Origin of the sequence: Halorubrum sp. AS12, assembly GCF_051122765.1 — an archaeon.
Lineage (GTDB): Archaea > Halobacteriota > Halobacteria > Halobacteriales > Haloferacaceae > Halorubrum > Halorubrum trapanicum.
Map to the genome: position 1 here is coordinate 481,745 of NZ_CP185385.1, position 18,388 is coordinate 500,132.

The following is an 18,388-nucleotide window of genomic DNA, read 5'->3' on the forward strand; positions in this document are numbered from 1 at the left end:
CACGAAGCAGTTCCTCAGTTCTCGACAGCGCCGACGAGCGTCTCGTACGCCGACTCGTAGCGTGTCGCCACGCGGTCGGGATCGCCCCGAACGTCGCCGGACAGCGCCGGGAGCAGGACGGTCGCCAGCGGTTCGATCATCTCCGTCACCGCGTCGACGTGCTCCTCGCGGCTTCCCTCGCGCGGGCTTCCGGCGGCGACCGCGCGGGCCTTCGCGTACCGGTCGCCGGCGTAGATCCGTGCGCGACCGGGGTCGACGACGGCGACCGCGTCGGGCGCGACCGGCCCGTCGCGGGGGAGCGTCCCGGCGACGTCGGCGTACGACTCGACGACGACCGGGACCGGGGTCCGCGCGACCCGCGCCGCGAGCCGCTCGATCGCCGGGAGGTGCGCCTCCGCCATCATCTCGTTGAACGCCGGCACGTCGCGCACGCGAGTCGCGTCCGCGAGCGGGAGGCGCTCGACGAGGTCGTCGGGGAGCAGTCCCGCGTCTTCGGCCGCGCTGTTGACGACGAACCGCGCCCCGGACGCGGTCGTCACGCGGTCACAGAGGAAGGTGCGGTCGGCGTCGCCGAGCATCCCGGTCCGGCCCGGCGTCGGGCGCCAGAGCCGGTGGACGGGGTTGATCGACTCGGGCGTGACCGCCGAGGGCGACGGGGAGGGCGAAGACTCGTCGACTGCCGCCAGCGTGCGGGTGTTGGCGGCCGCGAGGGTGCGCGCGTCCTTCCCGTAGAGGCGGCCGGAATCCGTCGCGACCAGATAGTCGTCGTGGTCGAACCAGTAGTCGTTGCCCGCGCGGGGCTTGACGCCGACCGCGTCGCCCGCGCGCTCCGCGAGGTGGGCGACCAGCCCAGCCGAGAAGGTGGTCTTCCCGGCGTCGACGCGCGTACCGCCGGCGACGAGGTACACCGGCGGATCCGACGGCTCCCCGGTCACGCGGACTCGTCGGCGGGGGTCGCGTCGCTATCGGTGTCCGAGTCCGAGCCGCCCTCCGTCGCGAGTCCGTAGTACCCGGGGCCGTCCTCGCTCAGCGGCTCGGCGACGACCATCTCCTCGGCGTGGACCATCACCCACGGGACCGCCCAGTCGACCAGCACCGCCTCGGTGTCCGGGTCGACCTCGGCGTCCGGCTCCAATCCCTGAAGGAGGCGACCGATCTCGGGGACGGTGTACATCTGATCCGGCTCGAACAGCTCGGCGGGCTCGTAGAAGTCGCACGGGTAGGTGGCGTCGAACGTCGACTTCGGTTCGGGCATGCGCGAGGGTACGCAACCGCGTCCGTAAACGCTGCCGATACGACTCGAATCGAATCTGACAACACTCGGTCCAATGCGGTGGCGCGTGCCTCCGAGCGGGCCAGCGGCCCGCGAGGAGCACACGCGAGGGACGCGGCGACCGGAGCGAAGCGGAGGGAGCCGCGAGGCTGGGGAGGCGTGAGGTGCGGTTGCGGTGCTGTGCGGGGCGGGACTCAAAGGGGCAGCCGCGAGGGCGGCACAGGTGACGCAAGGACCGCAAGGAGCGAGTGAAACGAGCGACTGAGGACCGCAGCGAACGTGCGCCGCCCTCGCGGCTGGGGCTTTGGAGGTGTTCGTCTCGGCTGGTTACAAGGCAACCACCACACAGAGAGCGGTCACTAATCGGGCAACGTACTGCGAAAAATGCGGATCTCGACGCGCGTAACGCGTCCTCTCGAACGCGCTTACTCGAACAGCTCGACGGCCTGCTCGTAGCGGCTGGAGGGTTCCTCCCAGTCGACGACCTCGAAGAAGTTGTCGACGAACTCGCCGCGAGCCGGACCGTAGTCGTGGTAGTAGGAGTGCTCCCAGACGTCGAGCGCCAGAATCGGGTGACCGCCCCAGACCGCGCCCTGGTCGTGCTTGTCGACCACGACGTTGCGAAGCTGGTTCGAGAACGTGTCGTACACCAGGAGTGCCCAGCCGCCGGCCGCGGAGGCCGCCGCCTCGAACTCGCCCTTCCAGGCCTCGTACGAGCCGAAGTCCTCCTCGATGCGGTCGGCCAGCGCCCCCTCGGGTTCGTCGCCACCCTCCGGGGACATGTTCTGCCAGAACAGGTCGTGGAGGATGTGACCCGAGGAGTTGTGGGTCACGTTGCGGATGGCCCCGCCGGACGAAGAGAAGTCGTGGTTCTCACGGTTCTCTTCGAGCGTCTCTTCGGCCGAGTTCCAGCCGTTTACGTACCCCTGGTGGTGGGTGTCGTGATGCCATTCGAGCACCTGCTCGGAGATGTGCGGTTCCAGCGCGTCGTAATCGTACGGCAGCGGATCGAGTTCGTAGCTCATGCTTGTATCACCTGTTCATTACATGTGTCGGAACGCTGTTAAAGATAATGCGGTACATGATACCACGCGACACCTGACGGGAGCCGTACCGGTCGTTTCGGGCGATCAGCGGTGTGGTTGCGGTTCCGGACATCAAGAGCGTGCGAACGAAGAATCAGCCGTGATCGACGGACGGGACGAGGTAGTAACCGAACCCGGTTTCACGCCAGATCGGTCGCTTTCTTCGGTCGCTCGCAGGCTTCGAATCCCGCACGAAGCGCGCGCAGCGCGAAAGTGCGCTGCGCGCTTACGGTGGGACTGGGATTCGAACCCAGGAAGCCGTGAGGCTACCTGCTTTCAAGGCAGGCGCAATGGGCCACTCTGCCATCCCACCACACGTGACCGCTCGGCGTCGGTCGACTAAGTGGTGTCGGATCCGACGAACTCGACCGCATCGCCCGTCTCCGACCGATCAGTCCGGACCAACCGCTGCTCGCCGTCCTCGACGACCACGTCCAGCCCCTTCTCGTGAACGAACGCCGCGGTGTAGTCCGGCACCACGCGCTCGGCCGCGAACCGCGCCCGCAGCATCGGCACCACATCGAGCAGGTCGTCGCCGGTCTCCAGCGAGGGCGACGGCTCGACGAAGTCCACCGAGCGGTCCGCGTCGCGGCCGCGCTCCGCGAGCGTCGGCAGCGCAGGCGCCTCGAACGCGCCGTCGAAATCGATCGGCTCGGTGAAGCCGGCGTAGTACGCTCTGCCGTTCGACGAGGGACCGAGCACGACCTCGGTCGTCCGCAGCTTCATCGCCGCCGAGTCGACGAGCGTGCGCGAGAACAGCGGCGCGGTCGGAGTGACGACCGCGACGGAGTCGGCGCCCTCCTCGCGAAGCAGGTGCGTGACGGTGTTCCCGGCGCGCGCGCCGAACGAGGATCCGACCTGCCGCTCGAAGCGGACCTCGTCGGTGCCGCCGAGGGTGTCCGCGACGAGCGTCCGCAGTTCGGCCTCCGGACTCGTCTCGGTCCGGTGGTCGGCCGGGAGGTCGTCCTCGTCGGGGAAGTTGACGAGGAGCTCGCCGCCGGAGCGGTCGACCGCGAGGACGGCGTCGCGGAACTGCGCCTCGTAGAGGTCGGCCGCCTCGGCGGGGACAGCGGCGTCGACTCGGCGATCGCGGTTCCGACGAGCCCCTCGCGGGGCGGGTTCGCCAGCAGGGCGACGACGGTCATACCGGATCGCGGCGCGGGAGCGCCTTCAACTCGCTGCTTCGACGCGGCGAGATCCGGTGGGGATCGAGTCGCGACCCGATCTCAGATGGCGAGCGATACGCGACCGCTCAGGCGAAGTCGCGCCGCATCGCGATCTCGAACCACGGACAGAGGCGGAGCTGTCGGTACAGCGCGGGGTTCTCGTGGAGGTGTTCGTAGTCGGCCCACAGCATGCCGCCGATCTCCTCGTCGTCCGGGTCGAGCGCGGTGTCGTCGAGGGTGACCTTCAGCACCGCGCACACCTCCCACTCGACGCCCTCGTTGGGGTAGTAGCGCTTGTACTCGAACTTGTCCGTCACCCGGAGGTCGTCGTACTGGTCGGGTGAGATGCCGAGCTCCTCCTCGAGGCGCTGTTCGGTGGCGTCCTCCTGCGACTGCCCCTCGACAGGGTGCGAGGCGACCGTTCCGTCCCAGTGACCGTCCCAGAGGCGCTTGTTCGGCGCGCGCTGGGCCAGCAGGATTCGGCCGTCCCTGTCGAAGACGAGGCAGGTGAACGCGCGGTGGCGGATCCCGTCGCCGGTGTGGGCGTCGAGCCGGTTCACGGTCCCCTGCTCGACGTCGTCGGGATCGACGGCGATGACGTCCTGAAGCGCGTTCTCGTGGTCCGTGTCGCTCGTGCCGCCGGTTTCGCTCGCGCCGTCGCCGGCGGGGTCTCCCGGCGCGGCCGCGTCTTCGGAACTCATGCGCGTTACGTCGCGGACCAGGGCTAATAAGGGTTCGATACGGCGTCCGTTCGTCCCCGCCACCCGTCACTTCCGCCCGCACCCCATCGTCGCTTTCGTTCACACCCTGTCGTTTTCCCTCTGACCCGGCGGCGCTTCGACGCTCTTAACCGCGTCCCGGCGCTATTTCGCGCGGATGAGTAACCCGGCGCTCGACGTCGTCGAGTTCGTGTTGACGACGCACTTCTACACGCAGGACCGCGACCTCGACGAGAACGACCTGCCCCCGCGCTTCCGGCAGGTGTACTGGTCGGCCGACGCCGCCGAGGACGCCCCCGGCGGTGTGGAGCGACCGCTGAAGGCGACCGACGAGACGGCCCGCACCGCGACGGGTGTCGAACGGCCGTGGGACGCGGTCTCGGACCTCCTCTTCACCCAACGCACAGAGTTCTCGGGCGAGATCTCGCTGACCCAGCCCGCGATGGGACTGGAGTGGTACCGCGACCGCGCGGACGACGACCGGATCGCCGGGAACCCGACGATCGTCTCGGCCTTGGAGGCCGCGGACGACCTCGAAGCGCCGGTGAGCCGCGAGGAGGCCAGAGAGGACGTGCGGCCGGTTCAGGCCGACCGCGTCTGGATCGACGCGCTGCTCTCGGAGTACTTCGACGAGGACGAGGACGGGGAGATGCTCGATCTCGTCAACGTCCGCGCGCCCGAGGAGATCGAGACGACACTGGCGGACCTCGTGTTGACCGGCGACCAGGAGGGCGAGATACAGAAGATCGTCAAGGCGATCGAACACCGCGAGTACCTCGCGGAGATCGGCCTCCGCGAGATCGGGAAGCTGCTGTTCGTCGGCCCGCCGGGGACCGGGAAGACGACCGTGTCGCGCGCGCTCGCCCACGAGCTCGGCCTGCCGTTCGTCGAGGTGAAGCTCTCGATGATCACGAGCCAGTACCTCGGCGAGACGTCGAAGAACGTCGAGAAGAGCTTCGAGGTCGCCAAGCGACTCTCGCCGTGCCATCCTCTTCATCGACGAGTTCGACTCGGTGGCGAAGACCCGCCGCTCGGACGAACACGCCGCCCTGAAGCGCGCGGTCAACACCCTCCTCAAGTCGATCGACGAGGTGTCGCTGGTCCGCGACGAGGTGCTCCTCATCGGCGCGACGAACCACCCGGACCAGCTCGACGCCGCCGCGTGGCGCCGGTTCGACGAGATCGTCAACTTCCCCAAGCCGGACCGGGACATGCGCGCGGACATCCTCCGCGTGGTGACCAAGGAGATGAAGATCGCCGACTTCGACCCCGAGGAGGTCGCCGACCGGACCAGCGGACTCACCGGCTCCGACCTCCGGATGGTGCTTCGGGAGGCCGTCCTCGGCGCGCTCACCGAGGACCGGATGACGATCACGCAGGCGGACGTGATGGAGGCGGTCGAGGACTTCGAAGAGCGGGATAACCTCAAGAACATGGACATGATCGACGGCGAGGGCGCCGAGGTGCTCGGCGAGACGGGGTCGAACGACGCCCACGACCACGGCGAGGACGGCGGCCACGATCACGGTGACCACGACCACGGCGAGGACGGCGGTCACGACCACGGCGACCACGACCACGACGGGGACGGCGGCGGGAGCGCGGATCCGACCCGCGGCGCGGAACCGCACGGCCGGACGCAGGACTGACGCGGACTTTTTCGGATCGACGATCGCTGGGGACGATTCGGCGTCGACCGCGACCGCGACGACTCAGCGCCGAACGCCGACGACCGTGTAGCCGAAGCCGCGGTCGACGATCCGCGGATCGAGGTCGACCGCGTCCATCGCGGCCGCGAGGTCGTCCGGCGTCCGGAACCGCGAGTCCATTCCGATCGCGTGTTCGCCGGCGGCCAGCAGCCGCCCGAGCGGGTGGTCGGGGTCGAACTCGCGGACGACGAGCGCGCCACCGGGCGCGAGCACGCGCGCCGCCTCCGCGAGCGCCACGTCGTGATCCGGCAGGTGGTGGAACGCGTCGACGATCGTCACCGCGTCGACGCCCCCGTCCCGAAACGGGAGCCGCCCCGCGTCGGCGGCGAGACCGTCGAGTCCGCGGCCGCGACGCGCCCGCGAGAGCATCTCGACGGAGGCGTCGACGACCGTGATCTGCGGGCCGGTCAGCGCGGCCGCCGCGCGTCCCGACCCGCCGCCGACGTCGATGAGGCGGTCGATCGGCCGGGTCGCGTGGTCGAGACCGTCGGCCAGCGCCTCCCCGTCCGCCGGCGGCATCGCGAGGTCGTACAGCGGCGCCACCCGATCGAAGAAGTCCACGTCACCGAGTCCGTACATGGGCGAGACGAGCGTCGCGGCGGACAAAGAGCCACCGACCCTATTTAGCCGCTCGCCGCCGTACGACGCCCATGGAGTACGCGCTCGTGGGTCGCCCGGACGAGGGCGAGACCCTGCGGCTGGACTACCGAGCGTTCGCGTACGCCGGGAAGTTCGTCGTCGGGGGGCCGGGGAAGTCGGTGATTCGAACGCCGGGCGGCGGCCCGGCCGCGCCGGACTGGGAACCCGACGAACCGCTCCCCGACACGGTCGATTCCGAGGCGTTCGACGAGGACGTGATCGCGGCCGTCTCCTTCTCACCCGACCGGACCGACCCCGACTGCTGTCGGCTGCGGTACGTCACGGTTCACGCCGCGCGGCGCGGCGAGGGGATCGGCCCGCGGCTGATAGACGAGACCGTCGCCGACCTGGCCGCCGACGGCTTCGACCGCGTGAAGATCGCCGTGAACAACCCGTTCGCGTACGAGGCGTGTCACAAGTGCGGCTTCGGGTACACGGGCGAGCGAACGGGACTCGCCGAGTTAGAGCTGGCACGGCCGACCGCGAGACCCGCGCGCGTCGACCCCGAGCGATACCGCGACGGAATGGCGGCGTTCCGCGAGACGGACGGGGAACTGAGCCGCGCCGAGCGGCGGTTCGTCGCCGAGCGACTGGATCGCGGGCCGCCGTCGGTCGACGGCGCGACGGAGTCGGGAGCCGAGCGCTAATTGAGCGCCCAGATGGCGTAGTTGAGCGCGGTCGCGAAACAGACCCACGCGAGGTACGGGACCAGTAGCGCCGCGGCCCGCCGGTCGACGCGGTCGAAGGCCCGGATCGTCGCGACGACCAAGGGGAGGAGGACGGCGAGGACGACGAGTCCGAGGTCGGCGCGTTCGAGTCCCCAGAAGACCGGCGACCACGCGACGTTGACGGCGAGTTGGACGCCGAACAGCGCGTGTGCGGTCCGCACGCGTCCGGTCGGCGCCGCGCCGTCGCGCCCGGCGAGGTAGACGAGCGCGGCCGCCGCGCCGCACAGCGCATACAGGATCGGCCAGACGACGCCGAACGCCCAGCCGGGCGGGTAAAATCCCGGCAGTTCCAGCGCCGCGAACCACGCGCTCTCCGTGGCCGTGAACGGGACGCCGAGCGCGCCGATCAGATTGACTCCGACCGCCGCGGCGGCGATGAGGAGGACGTCGCGTCGGTCCGGGAGTCGGGAGGTCGCTGTCGTCGCCATGGCCGTCGTTGGCCGCGTCACGGCTTAAATATCGCTCAGATCGTGTCGTAATCCTCGCGGAACGTCTCCAGCGTCGCGGCGAGCACGCCGATCACGATGGGACCAACGAAGAGACCGGTGAACCCGACCGAGTAGATCCCGCCGAACACGCCGAGGAGGATGATCGCGGGGTTGAGGTGCGCCTGCTGGTCGATGACGAGCGGACGGGCGTAGTTGTCCACCATCGCGATCACCGCGACGCCGTACACCGCGAGGAAGATTCCGGCCGTCACCTCGTCGATGATCACGAGGTACGCGGCCGCCGGTCCCCACACGAAGAAGGCGCCGATGAGCGGCAACAGCGCCAGCACCGCCATCACGAACGTCCAGAACACCACGTTCGGGATCCCGGCGGCCCACAGCCCGAGACCGGCGACGAGGGCCTGAAGGAGCGCGACCGAGATGTGGCCGATGACGACGCCGCGGGTCATCACGTCGACGCGGTCGACGAGGTCGGCGGTGACGTCCGGGGGAGCGGACTCGTATCCCGGAGCCACCTGACGAACGCCGGGCCGTCGATGAGGGTGTAGTACACTAAGAAGAGCGCGAGCGACAGCCCGACCGAGGCGCGTATCGTCGTGGTGAGAACGCCGCTTAACCCGCCGAACAGCGTCTGGACGAGGAGTTCGCCGATAGTCTGGAGCGCGTCACCGATCTCCGGGTCCTGCCCGGTGTACGCCGCGATCTCGGCTTCTATCGCCGCGACGTCGATCGCGGTCTCCCCGGAGGCGATGGCGGTGAGGTCCCGGACGAACACCCACGTGATGTACGCGAGCGGGAGGATGACGGCGACGATAGACGAGAGGATGAGGACCATCGCCGACAGCATCTCTCCGAACCGCTGTGAGACCCGCTTCCGGAGCCACCGGGTGAGCCGGCGGTGGAACGGGTAGAGGATGAACGCGAGGATCGCCGAGGCGATCACGTACTCGACGAACGGGAGGATGACGAAGAGGGTCAGCAGCGCCACCGACCCCATGAGGAGAAGCAGGAACGATTGCCCGCGGTTCATACGCCTCCGTCTCTCCGGCGGATTATAAACGTGCCCGGGAACGAACGCGACGCCGCGGTCGCGCGGACCGACGTCAGAACGGGCGGAAACCGGCCGAGTCGACCGGGGTCAGGCGCTCGCCTCGTCCTCGTCGAGTCCGGGCGCGGTCGCGGCGTCGACCTCGTCCGGCTCTTCCGTGTCGCCGCCGGCGATCGTTTCCCCGTCGTCGGTCTCGACGTACACGTCGTCGGCGAAGCCGGCCAGCGCGTTCTCGTACTCCGGCGAGTCGAGCTTCTCGGGCGTCTCGGGCGCCTCGACGACGCCCTCGGGCGGGCGGAACTCGCCCAGCGGGTCATCGATCGTGATCCCGTACTCCGAGAAGAACGAGTCGTACCGGCGGTAGTGCGCCTCCAGCTCGTCGCCCGGGATCTCCATCATCTCCGTCCAGCCGTGGTTGAAGAAGTCGAAGTTCGCCTGGACGTGGGTGATCTCGCGGGCCTCGGCCTCCGGGAACCCGGACTCCAGGGCGGCGACGTACGTGTCCATCGTCGCGTCGAAGAAGCTGTCGAGGTGGTCGCGACGCTCCTCGCGTCGGTCCTCGTCGGCCTTGTTGAGGAAGATGCTCGTGTGGAGGTCGACGAGCTTGTCGTTGGCGACGTCGCCGACCACCGGCGTGGTCAACGCCTTCTTGGCGGCCCAGTGGCGGATGTTCTGCCGGATTTTCATACGTCCGGTTGGGCCGGGACGCTCTTGAATCTGTGGCGTCGCGACCCCCCGCGACGCCGACCGAGCTGTGCGCGCCCCCGACCGGAACTGTGGCCGTGTGCGCCCCCCGACCGGAACCGTGGCCGTGCACGCCCCCGGCCGCGCCGCGGAACTGTTATTGCGCTCAGCGAACAATATCGACGTAGATATGGCATCGAGCGAGGGCGACGACGACTGGGCGGGGCAGGTGGAGGCACAGCGACGGGCGAAGGCCCAGCAGTTCCGCGAGTCGGCGCGGTCGCCGCTGCCGGTCTCGATGCGGGGCGACGCCTTTCCCGGGCTGGCGTACTTCGATCCGGACCCGGCGTACCGGTTCGTCCTCCCGCTTCACGAACACGACGAGAAGGAGACCGTCACCGTCGAGACGACCGCCGACGGCGAGCAGACGTACCGCCGCTGGGGGGAGTTCCGGTTCGAGGTCGACGGGGAGTCGGCGACGCTTCAGGCGTACCGCCCCACCGACGGCGACGACCGATTTTGGGTGCCCTTCCGCGACGCGACCAGCGGCGAGGCGACGTACGGCGCGGGCCGCTACCTCGATCTGGAGCCGGAACGGGACCGCGTCGACGGCGAGTGGGTGCTGGACTTCAACCTGGCGTACAACCCGACGTGCGCGTACAACCACGCCTACGAGTGTCCGCTCGTCCCGACAGAGAACTGGCTCGACGTCGCCATCGAGGCGGGCGAAAAGGAGTTCCCCGCGGAGCCGGCCGGCGCGGATCACTGACCGGCGGCGCAGATTACTCACCGGCAGCGCAGATCACTGACCGGTAGCGGGGGTCGGCGAGTGGGCCGCGGCGTCCGACGCGAGAGCGGTCCCAGTGCGCTTTTTCCGGCGAGTGTGAGTCTCTTTCGCACGGTACCGACGCGGATGACAACCCACATTAACCATGAATCCGAACGCCGGGGCATGAGCGATTCGTACGTGATCGTCGGTGACGGTATCGCGGGCGCGTCCGCGGCCGAGACGCTCCGCGAGGAAGCGCCCGACGCCGAGATCACGGTTCTCACGGACGAGGGGGAGTCCCTCTACAACCGGATTCTGATCAAAGAGTACGCGAAAGGGAAGCTCCCCGAGGCGCCGATATCGATCCACCAGGAGGACTGGTACGACGAGCACGACGTCGACCTCCGACTCAACACCGTCGTCGTGGACATCGACGTCGAGAACGACGCGGTCCACACCCACGAGGGAAAAACCTTCGAGTACGACTCCCTCCTGCTCGCGATCGGCGGCACCCCCCAGCAGCTCCCGGTCGAGAACGCCGACGCCGACGGGATCCACCACTTCTGGACGTTCCAGGACGCCCGCAACATCAAAGAGAGCGTCGAGGGCGCCGAGAAGGGCGTCATCGTCGGCGCCGGACTCCTCGGTATCGACTTCGCGGCCATCTGCGGCGCGCAGGACGTCGAGGCGAAGTACCTGATGCGCGGCGACAACTGGTGGCGCTACGCGCTCTCCGAGGAGGGCGCGGAGATCATGCACGAGGCGATGCGCGAGCGCGGCGTCGAACCCGTCTTCGACTCCGGCGTCGACCGCTTCGAGGTCGACGACGACGACCACGTCGAGGCCGCAGTTGACCCGAACGGCGAGCGCTACGAGTGCGACTTCGCGGGCGTCGCCATCGGGCTGAACTTCAACACCGAACTCGTCGAGGACACGCCGCTCGAACTCGACGACGGCATCGTCGTCGACGAGTTCATGCGAACCAACGTCGACAACGTGTACGCCGCGGGCGACATCACGACGTTCAACGACCTGCTCCTCGGCGAGCAGGCGAAGAACGGCTCGTGGGGATCGGCCAAAGAGCAGGGGACGATCGCCGCCCGGAACATGGTCGAGTACGGCAGCGAGGCGTTCGAGTGGGTCTCCTCGTACTCGATCACGCACTTCGACTTCCCGTTCCTCTCCTTCGGCCACCCGACGCTCGGTGACGACTCCGTGGAGGCGACCACCGCCGAGAGCGAGTGGCGCCGCGTCGCTCTGAAGGACGGGAAGGTCGTCGGCGGCGTGCTCATCGGCGACCTCTCGCCGCAGTCCGCGTTCAAGCAGCTGATGCGCGAGGGCCGCGACGTGAGCGACCAGAAGGACCGCCTCATGGAGCCCGGCTTCTCGGTCGACGATCTCGGCGGCCCCGACCGAGCAGTAATCGCGGACCGCGGTCTCGCTTCTCCTTCGTTCGTGCGACGACCGCCGAGACCCGGGTGTCGCGTCCGTGAGCCGGACGAGACCGACGAATCGCCGCGCGCCGCGAAACGTTTATGATTAATCGTGGTGTACGGTACCACATGTCACTTAGAGACACCGGGCGACAGGTACGGCTCCGCCGCACCGGTCGCGTCCCGTCCGACGCGCGGGTCCGCCACTACGACGAGCTGGACGACGACGAGCAGGGCGTCGTGCGGGAGCTGGCGGGCGAGCCGTGGACGGCGCCGGAGACCGGCGACCTCGGCGACGGGGACGTGGTGAAGTTCACCGAATACTACCTCGTTCGGTCGCGGTGACGACGTCCGGGCCGCGGTAGCGGCGCTCGGGTCTCGGTGAGCCGTCGAGGTCGCCGCCCGCGCGGAAGCGAAGTTGTTTTCGCCGGCCGGGAGCAAGCGGGGCGCATGGACAGCGGCGGATCCACAGACATGACGCTGGCGTTCGAGTTGGAGGCGCTGAAAGCGCTCGCGGACCCCAACGCGGTGTTCAACAACGCCCGACAGTGGACGGAGTACGTCGGTGTCGTCAGCGAGAAGCCGACCTACGTCGTCACGAACTTCACGCGGAAACACCGGGTGCGACAGGACTTCTTCTCGGGGCCGCGCGGCGTCGAAGAGAGCCTGGAGAACATCAGCGGGCAGTTCGACACGGACCGGCACGTCTTCGTGGGGGTCGACGACGAGGACGAGGCGGTCGCCGACGCGACCGGCTGGGAGTTCCTCCACGTCGAGGACGCTGCCGAGGCCGCGGGGTGGACGCTCGCGACCGGGGAGTCGGTCGACGAGGCGCCCGAGGAGCAGGCCCGCGACGACTGGCCCTAAACCGCGGTCGGTGCGAACTCCCGGCGGAGAACTGTCGCGGTCGCCGGGAGGGAGCCATCGCGGCGCCCGCGACCGGGAGGTGTTTTGACCGGGGCGACGAACGCGGAGCCATGACCGATCACGACGAGGCCGACGACAGCGGTCAGGACCACAGTTACGGACACGACCAAGACGATCACGGCCGTCAGCACGACCACGACGAGGCCGACGAACACGGTCATCACCACGACGGAGACGCCGACCACGACGAGGCCGCCGACCACGGTCATCACCACGACGGGGACGCCGACCACGACCACCACGACCACGACGTCGACTCGGTCGCGGTCGCGGTCGTCACCGTGTCGTCGTCGCGCGGCGTGGACGAGGACCCGGCGGGCGACTACGTCGCGGCCGCCTTCGAGGAGGCGGGCCACGAAGTCGCCGTCCGCGAGCTGATTCCGGACGACTACGACAGCGTTCAGGGGACCGTCGACAGGCTCGCTCGCCGGAAAGACACGGACGCGGTGGTGACCACCGGCGGCACCGGCGTCACGCCGGACGACGTCACGCCCGAGGCGGTCCGCGGGCTGTTCGCGAAACCGCTCCCCGGGTTCGGCGAGCTGTTCCGTCGGCTCTCCTACGAGGAGGTCGGGACGCGCACGATCGGGTCGCGCGCGACCGCCGGTGTCGTCTCCGCGACGCCGGTGTTCTGTCTCCCCGGCTCCGAGAACGCGGTCCGGCTCGGGATCGACGAGATCGTCATCCCCGAGGTCGGCCATCTCGCAGGGCTCGCCGGGCGCGGGCTCGACGACGAGGAAGAAGGTGAGGGCGGGCCAGGCGACGACGGTGAGGGAAGCGAGGACGGGCCAGGCGACGACGAGTCGGCGAGCGAAGAGGCCTGACGCGCCGTCGCCTCAGACGGCGGTGAGGAAGTTGCGGATGAGGTCGTGACCGGACCCGGTCAGCACGCTCTCCGGGTGGAACTGAACCGCCTCGATCGGGTGTTCGCGGTGCCGGATCCCCATCACGATCGACTCGCCGTCGTGGTCCGTGGTGGCCGACACGGCGAACGCGTCGGGCACCTCGGTGGCCGCCAGCGAGTGGTAGCGGCCGGCCCGGAACCCCTGTTCCAGCCCGCGGAACACCCCTTTCCCGTCGTGGTCGACGGCGAACGCCTTGCCGTGGACCGGCTCCGGGGCGTGCCCGACCGTCCCGCCGTACTCGTGGACGGCCGCCTCCAGCCCGAGACAGACCCCGAGCGTCGGAACTCGTTGTGAGAGGTTGCGCAACACCGGCATCGTCACGCCCACGTCGCGGTCGTTCTTCGGGTGGCCCGGTCCGGGGCTGACGATCACCGCGTCCGGCTCCGCGCCCTCGATCTCCGCGAGCGACGCGGTGTTTTTGAACACCTCGACGCCGACCGACTCGCCGTCGACCGTCTGGTCGGAGACGTACTCGACGAGGTTGTAGGTGAACGAGTCGAAGTTGTCGACGACGACGACCCTCATCGCTCCGCCTCCGAACCGGTGGCGAGCGGTTCGTCGTCGCCCGGATCGGCCGCGTCGCCTCCTTCTCCGGTCTCCTCGCGGATCCGGTCGATCGCGGTCAACACGCCGTCCATCTTCTGTTCGGTCTCCTCGTACTCCGCGGCCGGGTCGGAGTCGGCGACGAGACCCGCGCCGGCGCGCACGCCGACGATCGAGTCGTCGCCCGACTCGTCGAGCGTCGCGGTCCGGATCACGATCGCGAAGTCGGCGTCCCCGGTCCACGCGTAGTAGCCGACGCCGCCGCCGTACGCCTCCCGCGGCGTCGTTTCGAGGTCGTCGATGATCTCCATCGCGCGCACCTTCGGCGCGCCGGTGAGCGTCCCCGCGGGGAACGTCGCGCGCGTCGCGTCGAACGCGTCCGCGTCGGCCGCGAGCGTCCCGGTCACGGTCGACTCGATGTGCTGGACGTGGCTGTATTTCAGCACGTTCATGAACTCCTCGACGCGGACCGACCCCGGCTCCGAGACGCGCCGCACGTCGTTGCGCGCGAGGTCGACGAGCATCGTGTGTTCGGCGCGCTCCTTCCCGTCCGCGAGCATCTCGCCCGCGAGCCGCCGGTCCTCGACGGGGCTGGTCCCGCGCGGGCAGGTGCCCGCGATGGGGTTCGAGACGACGCGGTCGCCCTGCACCGACACGAGCGTCTCCGGGCTGGCGCCGACGACAGTCCGGTCGTCGTGGCGCAGCACGTACATGTACGGCGAGGGGTTCACGTCGCGGAGCGCCGCGTACAGCCCGAGCGAGTCGACCTCGCCGCGGAGCTCGCGGCTGCGCGAGATCACGCCCTGATAGATGTCGCCGTCGAGGACGTGTTGCTTGGCGGTTCGGACCGCCTCCTCGTACTCCTCGCGCGGGTCAGCGGACTCCTCGCGCACGCGGACCCCGTCGGGGTCCGGCGGCTCGGCCGCGCGCAGTTCGGTCGCGACGCGCTCGGCCTCCGCGACGAGGTCGTCGTACACCGCGCCCGGGTCGTCGTCGACGCCGATCACCGGGGTAAAAACGAGTTCGGCGCCGCCCTCCTTCTCGTCGAAGACGACGGTGCGCGTCGTGAGCGCGAACTCCGCGTCCGGGAACTCGGTCTCGGGGCGGTCGACGCCGACCTCCTCCAGCCAGAGGTCGTAGACGGCCTCGTACGCGAGGAACCCGACGAACCCGCCGGAGAGTATCTGTCGGTCGGTGTCGGGGAACCCGCGGAGGCTCACGTCCGGGAACGCGGCGCGGACGCGGTCGACCGCGTCGCCCGCTTCGGGACCGAGACCGGGAGCGGTCGCCTCGGACCCCTCGTTGCCGGCGGACCCCTCGTCGCCGGCAGATCCCTCGTCGCCGGCGGATCCAGCCCCGACGAACTCGGCCGCCGGGCCGAGTTCGGTCACCTCGGTGCGGTCCGGGTGGACCGAGACGATCGCCTCGGGGTCGTAGCCGACGAACGAGTAGCGGGCGTGCCTGTCCGCCTTCCCGCCCGACGTGAACGCGCCGTCGGGGTCGCTGGAGGCGACCTTCTCGCCGGACTCGAGGAGGAACCCGTACGGTCCCTCGCCGACCAGCGTCGCGTACGCCCCGAGCGGGGTCACGTCGGCGTCGAGCGAGACCGACGCCCGGACGACGACCGGCTTCTCGGCGTCGGCCGCGAGATCGACAAACTCGGCCTTCGAGCGGTCGAGGGGAGGGGACGCGTCGCTCATGCCAGCTCCATCTCCCGACCCGCGTTGGCGACGAACCGGGCCACCGCGTTGTGGTCCTTCCGGCCCCCCTCGAGTTCGACGCCCGAGGCGACGTCGACCGCGAAGGGGTCGGCGACGCGGACCGCCTCGGCGACCGTGTCAGCCGTGAGTCCGCCCGCGAGCACGACCGGAGTATTGAGCCGCGCGGCGAGCTCGCCGGTCGCGTGCCAGTCGTGCGTCTCGCCGGTGCCGCCCGCGCCGGCGTCGTCGGTGGAGTCGACGACGAGCGCGTCGACCGCGCCGTCCAACTCCTCGGCGCGGGCGGTGTCGTCGGCGTCGACCGTGAGCAGCACCTTGCGCTCAGTTTCGGCCCGAATGTACCGCAGTTCGTCGACGGTCCACTCGCCGTGGAGCTGGATCGCGTCGGGGGCGACCGTCCGGGCGAGCTCGACCGCGCGCTCGGCGGAGTCGGGCATCGTCACGAGCGTCGCGGTGACGAACGGCGGGACGTCCGCGAGCAGCTCCGCCGCCTTCGCGGGGTCGACCTCGCGCGGCGAGTCGACGGGGACCTCGGTGATCACGCCGACCGCGTCGGCCCCAGCCTCGACCGCCGCGCGGAGGTCTGCCTCCCGGGCGATCCCGCAGATCTTCACCCGCGCCATCAGTCGTCGTCCTCCGCGGTCGTCCCCGCGCTCTCCGCCGTCGTCGCCTCCGCGTCCTCCGCAACCGCTTTGCCGTCGCCGCACAGCGCCGCGAACTTCTCGGCGGCCGCGCCGGAGTCGATCGCCTCGGCGGCGCGCTCGACGCCCGCCGCGAGCGTTTCGGTCTCGCCGGCGACGTAGATGGCGGCGCCCGCGTTCGCCAAGATTAGGTCGCGCTTCGGTCCCGTCACGGAGCCGTCGACGATCCCGCGGAGGTCCGCGGCGTTCTCCTCGGGCGTGCCGCCCGCGACGGCTTCGATCGGGGCGCGGTCGAGTCCGAGGTCCGCCGGCGAGAGGGTGAACTCCGTCACCTCCTCGCCGTCGACCTCGGCGGCGACCGTCTCGTCGTGGATCCCGATCTCGTCCATCCCCGCGCCGTGGACGACGAGGGCGCGCTCAACGGGCATGTGCGCGAGCGACCGCGCGATGACGGGGACGAGGTCGGGGTCGTACACACCGAGCACCTGCGCGTCGGCGCCGGCTGGGTTGGTGAGCGGCCCGAGCACGTTGAATATCGTCCGCATTCCCAGCTCCTTTCGCGGGCCGATAACGGCCTTCATCGCCGGGTGGAAGACGGGCGCGAGCATGAAGCCGATCCCGTCCTCCTCGATCGCCGCCTCGACGGCCGGGGGTTCGGCCTCGACATCGGCGCCCGCGACCTCTAGCACGTCGGCGCTCCCCGACGAGGAGGAGACCGAGTAGTTGCCGTGCTTCGCGATCGGCACACCCGCACCCGCGGCGACGATCGCCGCGGTCGTCGAGACGTTGATCGTGTCGTAGTCGTCGCCGCCGGTGCCGCAGGTGTCGACGAGCGGCTCGCGCTCGGGTTCGATCGTGCGCGCCGCGTCGCGCATTCCCTGCGCGAACCCGGCGATCTCGGCTTCGGTCTCGCCCTTCGTGCGGAGCGCGGCGAGTAGCGCCCCGATCTGGGCCTCCGTCGCCTCCTCGAAGACGAGCCGCGCGGCCTCGCGCGCCTCCTCGAGGGTCAGATCCGTCCCGTCCGTCACGCGCTCGACCGTGTCGTTGAGATTCATTGTGTCCACCGATGTAGTATTCCGCGTTGTGATGTACAAGTGTGTACACTAATTTAACGCTGTCGCCGAGACGAGAATCGGTAACACGCAACGAGAACACAGGAGAGCGGGAAGGACAGACGAGAAACCGCGAGACCGGGACGCCGGCTGACTCTCTACTCCGCGTCGAGCGCGGTCGACCCGTCGGCCTCGACGACGACGACGGGGACCTCGGCGTCGCCGACGACCGTGTCGGTCGTGGAGCCGAAGACGAACCGGCCGACCGTCCCCGTCGTCGGCGCGCCTACGACGACCAGGTCGTAGTAGGGCGACTGCTCGACGACCGCGCCCGCCGCGGTCCGGTCCTCGACGAGCCACCGGTCGGCGCGGTCGAACCCGCCGAGCCTGTCCTCGGCCGCGTCGAGGAGTCGCTCGCCGGCCGCGACGTAGTCGGTGCCGTCCGCGTCGCCGGGACCGTCGGCGGGGGCGGCAGTTCCGCTCGCGTCCTCGTCGGGTCCGGCGTCGGCGAGCGCCGCGTCCGAGGGGACGACGTGGAACAGTTCGAGCCACGCGTCGGTCGCTGCCGCGATCTCCCGCGCGACGTCGACGGTCGCTCCCGAGTGCGGGCCGGGACCGACCGCGACGAGGACCGAGGAGACGCGGTCGGGACGCTCCGCGCGGTCGGCGCCGTTCAGCGACACGTCGGCCGCGGCGGCGACGTCGCCCGCGTCGTCGACCGCGGGTCCGATCACGGAGTCGCCGACCGCGAGCGAGTCGACCGCGGCGGAACCGCCGCTCGCGGTCGACTCGCTCGACCCACCGCGGGCGCCGCCGTTTCGGGTCCCGCCGTTTCGGGTGCTCCCACCGTCGGCGTCGCTCCCGTTCATACGCGAACGTCTGACGCTCGTCAGATAAATC

General features: G+C 69.9%; 18 protein-coding genes, 1 tRNA gene and 4 pseudogenes. 8 read left to right on the top strand and 15 right to left on the bottom strand.

Annotated features, from left to right (window positions below; all coding sequences use genetic code 11):
• Nucleotides 1–14: 14 nt before the first annotated feature.
• From ACODNG_RS02430 to idi, 6 genes and pseudogenes are all read right to left on the bottom strand, one after another.
• On the bottom strand, nt 15–935 hold the full coding sequence (locus ACODNG_RS02430) for an ATPase (protein WP_434522291.1): 921 nt from the start codon (nt 933–935) through the stop codon (nt 15–17).
• Nucleotides 932–1,255, bottom strand: a complete 324-nt coding sequence (locus tag ACODNG_RS02435) for a DUF5827 family protein (RefSeq protein ID WP_434522292.1) — start codon at nt 1,253–1,255, stop codon at nt 932–934. Before ACODNG_RS02435 ends, ACODNG_RS02430 begins: the two co-directional genes overlap by 4 nt.
• A gap of 443 nt (nt 1,256–1,698) precedes the next feature.
• Entirely contained in the window at nt 1,699–2,298 is a 600-nt protein-coding gene (gene sod, locus ACODNG_RS02440; RefSeq protein ID WP_434522293.1) for a superoxide dismutase, read from the bottom strand.
• Nucleotides 2,299–2,587: 289 nt separating this feature from the next.
• A tRNA-Ser gene (locus tag ACODNG_RS02445) sits at nt 2,588–2,671 on the bottom strand.
• 26 nt (nt 2,672–2,697) lie between these two features.
• A pseudogene (locus ACODNG_RS02450) lies at nt 2,698–3,503 on the bottom strand (DUF2064 domain-containing protein).
• Between the two features lie 107 nt (nt 3,504–3,610).
• Nucleotides 3,611–4,225, bottom strand: a complete 615-nt coding sequence (gene idi / locus ACODNG_RS02455) for an isopentenyl-diphosphate Delta-isomerase (protein ID WP_434522294.1) — start codon at nt 4,223–4,225, stop codon at nt 3,611–3,613.
• A gap of 667 nt (nt 4,226–4,892) precedes the next feature.
• Between idi and ACODNG_RS02460 the strand changes: the two are divergent.
• Together ACODNG_RS02460 and ACODNG_RS02465 are read left to right on the top strand one after the other, a co-directional pair.
• A pseudogene (locus tag ACODNG_RS02460) lies at nt 4,893–5,379 on the top strand (ATP-binding protein); the annotation flags it as partial.
• 183 nt (nt 5,380–5,562) lie between these two features.
• Nucleotides 5,563–5,892, top strand: coding sequence for a hypothetical protein (locus tag ACODNG_RS02465; protein WP_434523044.1), 330 nt, complete (start codon nt 5,563–5,565; stop codon nt 5,890–5,892).
• A 63-nt stretch (nt 5,893–5,955) separates the two neighbouring features.
• Here ACODNG_RS02465 and ACODNG_RS02470 read toward each other — a convergent pair whose 3' ends face one another.
• A complete protein-coding gene (locus tag ACODNG_RS02470) occupies nt 5,956–6,531 on the bottom strand; it encodes a class I SAM-dependent methyltransferase (protein ID WP_434522295.1) in 576 nt (191 codons plus the stop codon).
• A gap of 71 nt (nt 6,532–6,602) precedes the next feature.
• Here ACODNG_RS02470 and ACODNG_RS02475 point away from each other — a divergent pair, with 71 nt between their 5' ends.
• The gene (locus ACODNG_RS02475; protein WP_434522296.1) at nt 6,603–7,238 is read left to right on the top strand and encodes a GNAT family N-acetyltransferase; all 636 of its coding nucleotides are present in this window, start codon (nt 6,603–6,605) and stop codon (nt 7,236–7,238) included.
• Here the strand turns inward: ACODNG_RS02475 and ACODNG_RS02480 are convergent.
• The 3 genes and pseudogenes from ACODNG_RS02480 to ACODNG_RS02490 all read right to left on the bottom strand — a co-directional run bounded on the left by ACODNG_RS02480 (nt 7,235) and on the right by ACODNG_RS02490 (nt 9,503).
• On the bottom strand, nt 7,235–7,747 hold the full coding sequence (locus tag ACODNG_RS02480) for a TspO/MBR family protein (RefSeq protein ID WP_434522297.1): 513 nt from the start codon (nt 7,745–7,747) through the stop codon (nt 7,235–7,237). The genes ACODNG_RS02475 and ACODNG_RS02480 overlap by 4 nt on opposite strands.
• 35 nt (nt 7,748–7,782) lie before the next feature.
• Nucleotides 7,783–8,798 (bottom strand): annotated as a pseudogene (locus ACODNG_RS02485) (AI-2E family transporter).
• 108 nt (nt 8,799–8,906) lie between these two features.
• A complete protein-coding gene (locus ACODNG_RS02490) occupies nt 8,907–9,503 on the bottom strand; it encodes a DUF6149 family protein (protein WP_434522298.1) in 597 nt (198 codons plus the stop codon).
• A 187-nt stretch (nt 9,504–9,690) separates the two neighbouring features.
• Between ACODNG_RS02490 and ACODNG_RS02495 the strand changes: the two genes are divergently transcribed.
• From ACODNG_RS02495 to ACODNG_RS02515, 5 genes and pseudogenes are all read left to right on the top strand, one after another.
• A complete protein-coding gene (locus ACODNG_RS02495; protein WP_434522299.1) occupies nt 9,691–10,269 on the top strand; it encodes a DUF1684 domain-containing protein in 579 nt (192 codons plus the stop codon).
• A gap of 183 nt (nt 10,270–10,452) precedes the next feature.
• Nucleotides 10,453–11,676: pseudogene (locus ACODNG_RS02500) on the top strand (NAD(P)/FAD-dependent oxidoreductase); the annotation flags it as partial.
• Nucleotides 11,677–11,831: 155 nt separating this feature from the next.
• The gene (locus ACODNG_RS02505; RefSeq protein WP_210113954.1) at nt 11,832–12,047 is read left to right on the top strand and encodes a hypothetical protein; all 216 of its coding nucleotides are present in this window, start codon (nt 11,832–11,834) and stop codon (nt 12,045–12,047) included.
• Nucleotides 12,048–12,152: 105 nt separating this feature from the next.
• Nucleotides 12,153–12,569: a DUF7124 domain-containing protein gene (locus ACODNG_RS02510; protein WP_434522300.1), complete on the top strand. Its 417-nt coding sequence runs from the start codon at nt 12,153–12,155 to the stop codon at nt 12,567–12,569.
• Nucleotides 12,570–12,679: 110 nt separating this feature from the next.
• On the top strand, nt 12,680–13,453 hold the full coding sequence (locus ACODNG_RS02515; protein WP_434522301.1) for a MogA/MoaB family molybdenum cofactor biosynthesis protein: 774 nt from the start codon (nt 12,680–12,682) through the stop codon (nt 13,451–13,453).
• A gap of 12 nt (nt 13,454–13,465) precedes the next feature.
• On the opposite strand, the gene trpG is transcribed toward ACODNG_RS02515, so the two are convergent.
• The 5 genes from trpG to ACODNG_RS02540 all read right to left on the bottom strand — a co-directional run bounded on the left by trpG (nt 13,466) and on the right by ACODNG_RS02540 (nt 18,357).
• On the bottom strand, nt 13,466–14,059 hold the full coding sequence (gene trpG, locus ACODNG_RS02520; RefSeq protein WP_434522302.1) for an anthranilate synthase component II: 594 nt from the start codon (nt 14,057–14,059) through the stop codon (nt 13,466–13,468).
• Nucleotides 14,056–15,777, bottom strand: coding sequence for an anthranilate synthase component I (gene trpE, locus ACODNG_RS02525; RefSeq protein ID WP_434522303.1), 1,722 nt, complete (start codon nt 15,775–15,777; stop codon nt 14,056–14,058). Before trpE ends, trpG begins: the two co-directional genes overlap by 4 nt.
• Complete coding sequence (locus ACODNG_RS02530) at nt 15,774–16,418, bottom strand: phosphoribosylanthranilate isomerase (RefSeq protein ID WP_434522304.1); 645 nt, start codon at nt 16,416–16,418, stop codon at nt 15,774–15,776. The genes trpE and ACODNG_RS02530 overlap by 4 nt, the downstream gene beginning before the upstream one ends.
• Nucleotides 16,418–17,491 (bottom strand): anthranilate phosphoribosyltransferase, encoded by a 1,074-nt coding sequence (gene trpD, locus ACODNG_RS02535; protein WP_434522305.1) that lies wholly within the window; start codon nt 17,489–17,491, stop codon nt 16,418–16,420. Before trpD ends, ACODNG_RS02530 begins: the two co-directional genes overlap by 1 nt.
• Nucleotides 17,492–17,646: 155 nt before the next feature.
• Nucleotides 17,647–18,357 (bottom strand): universal stress protein, encoded by a 711-nt coding sequence (locus ACODNG_RS02540; RefSeq protein WP_434522306.1) that lies wholly within the window; start codon nt 18,355–18,357, stop codon nt 17,647–17,649.
• Nucleotides 18,358–18,388 lie beyond the last annotated feature (31 nt).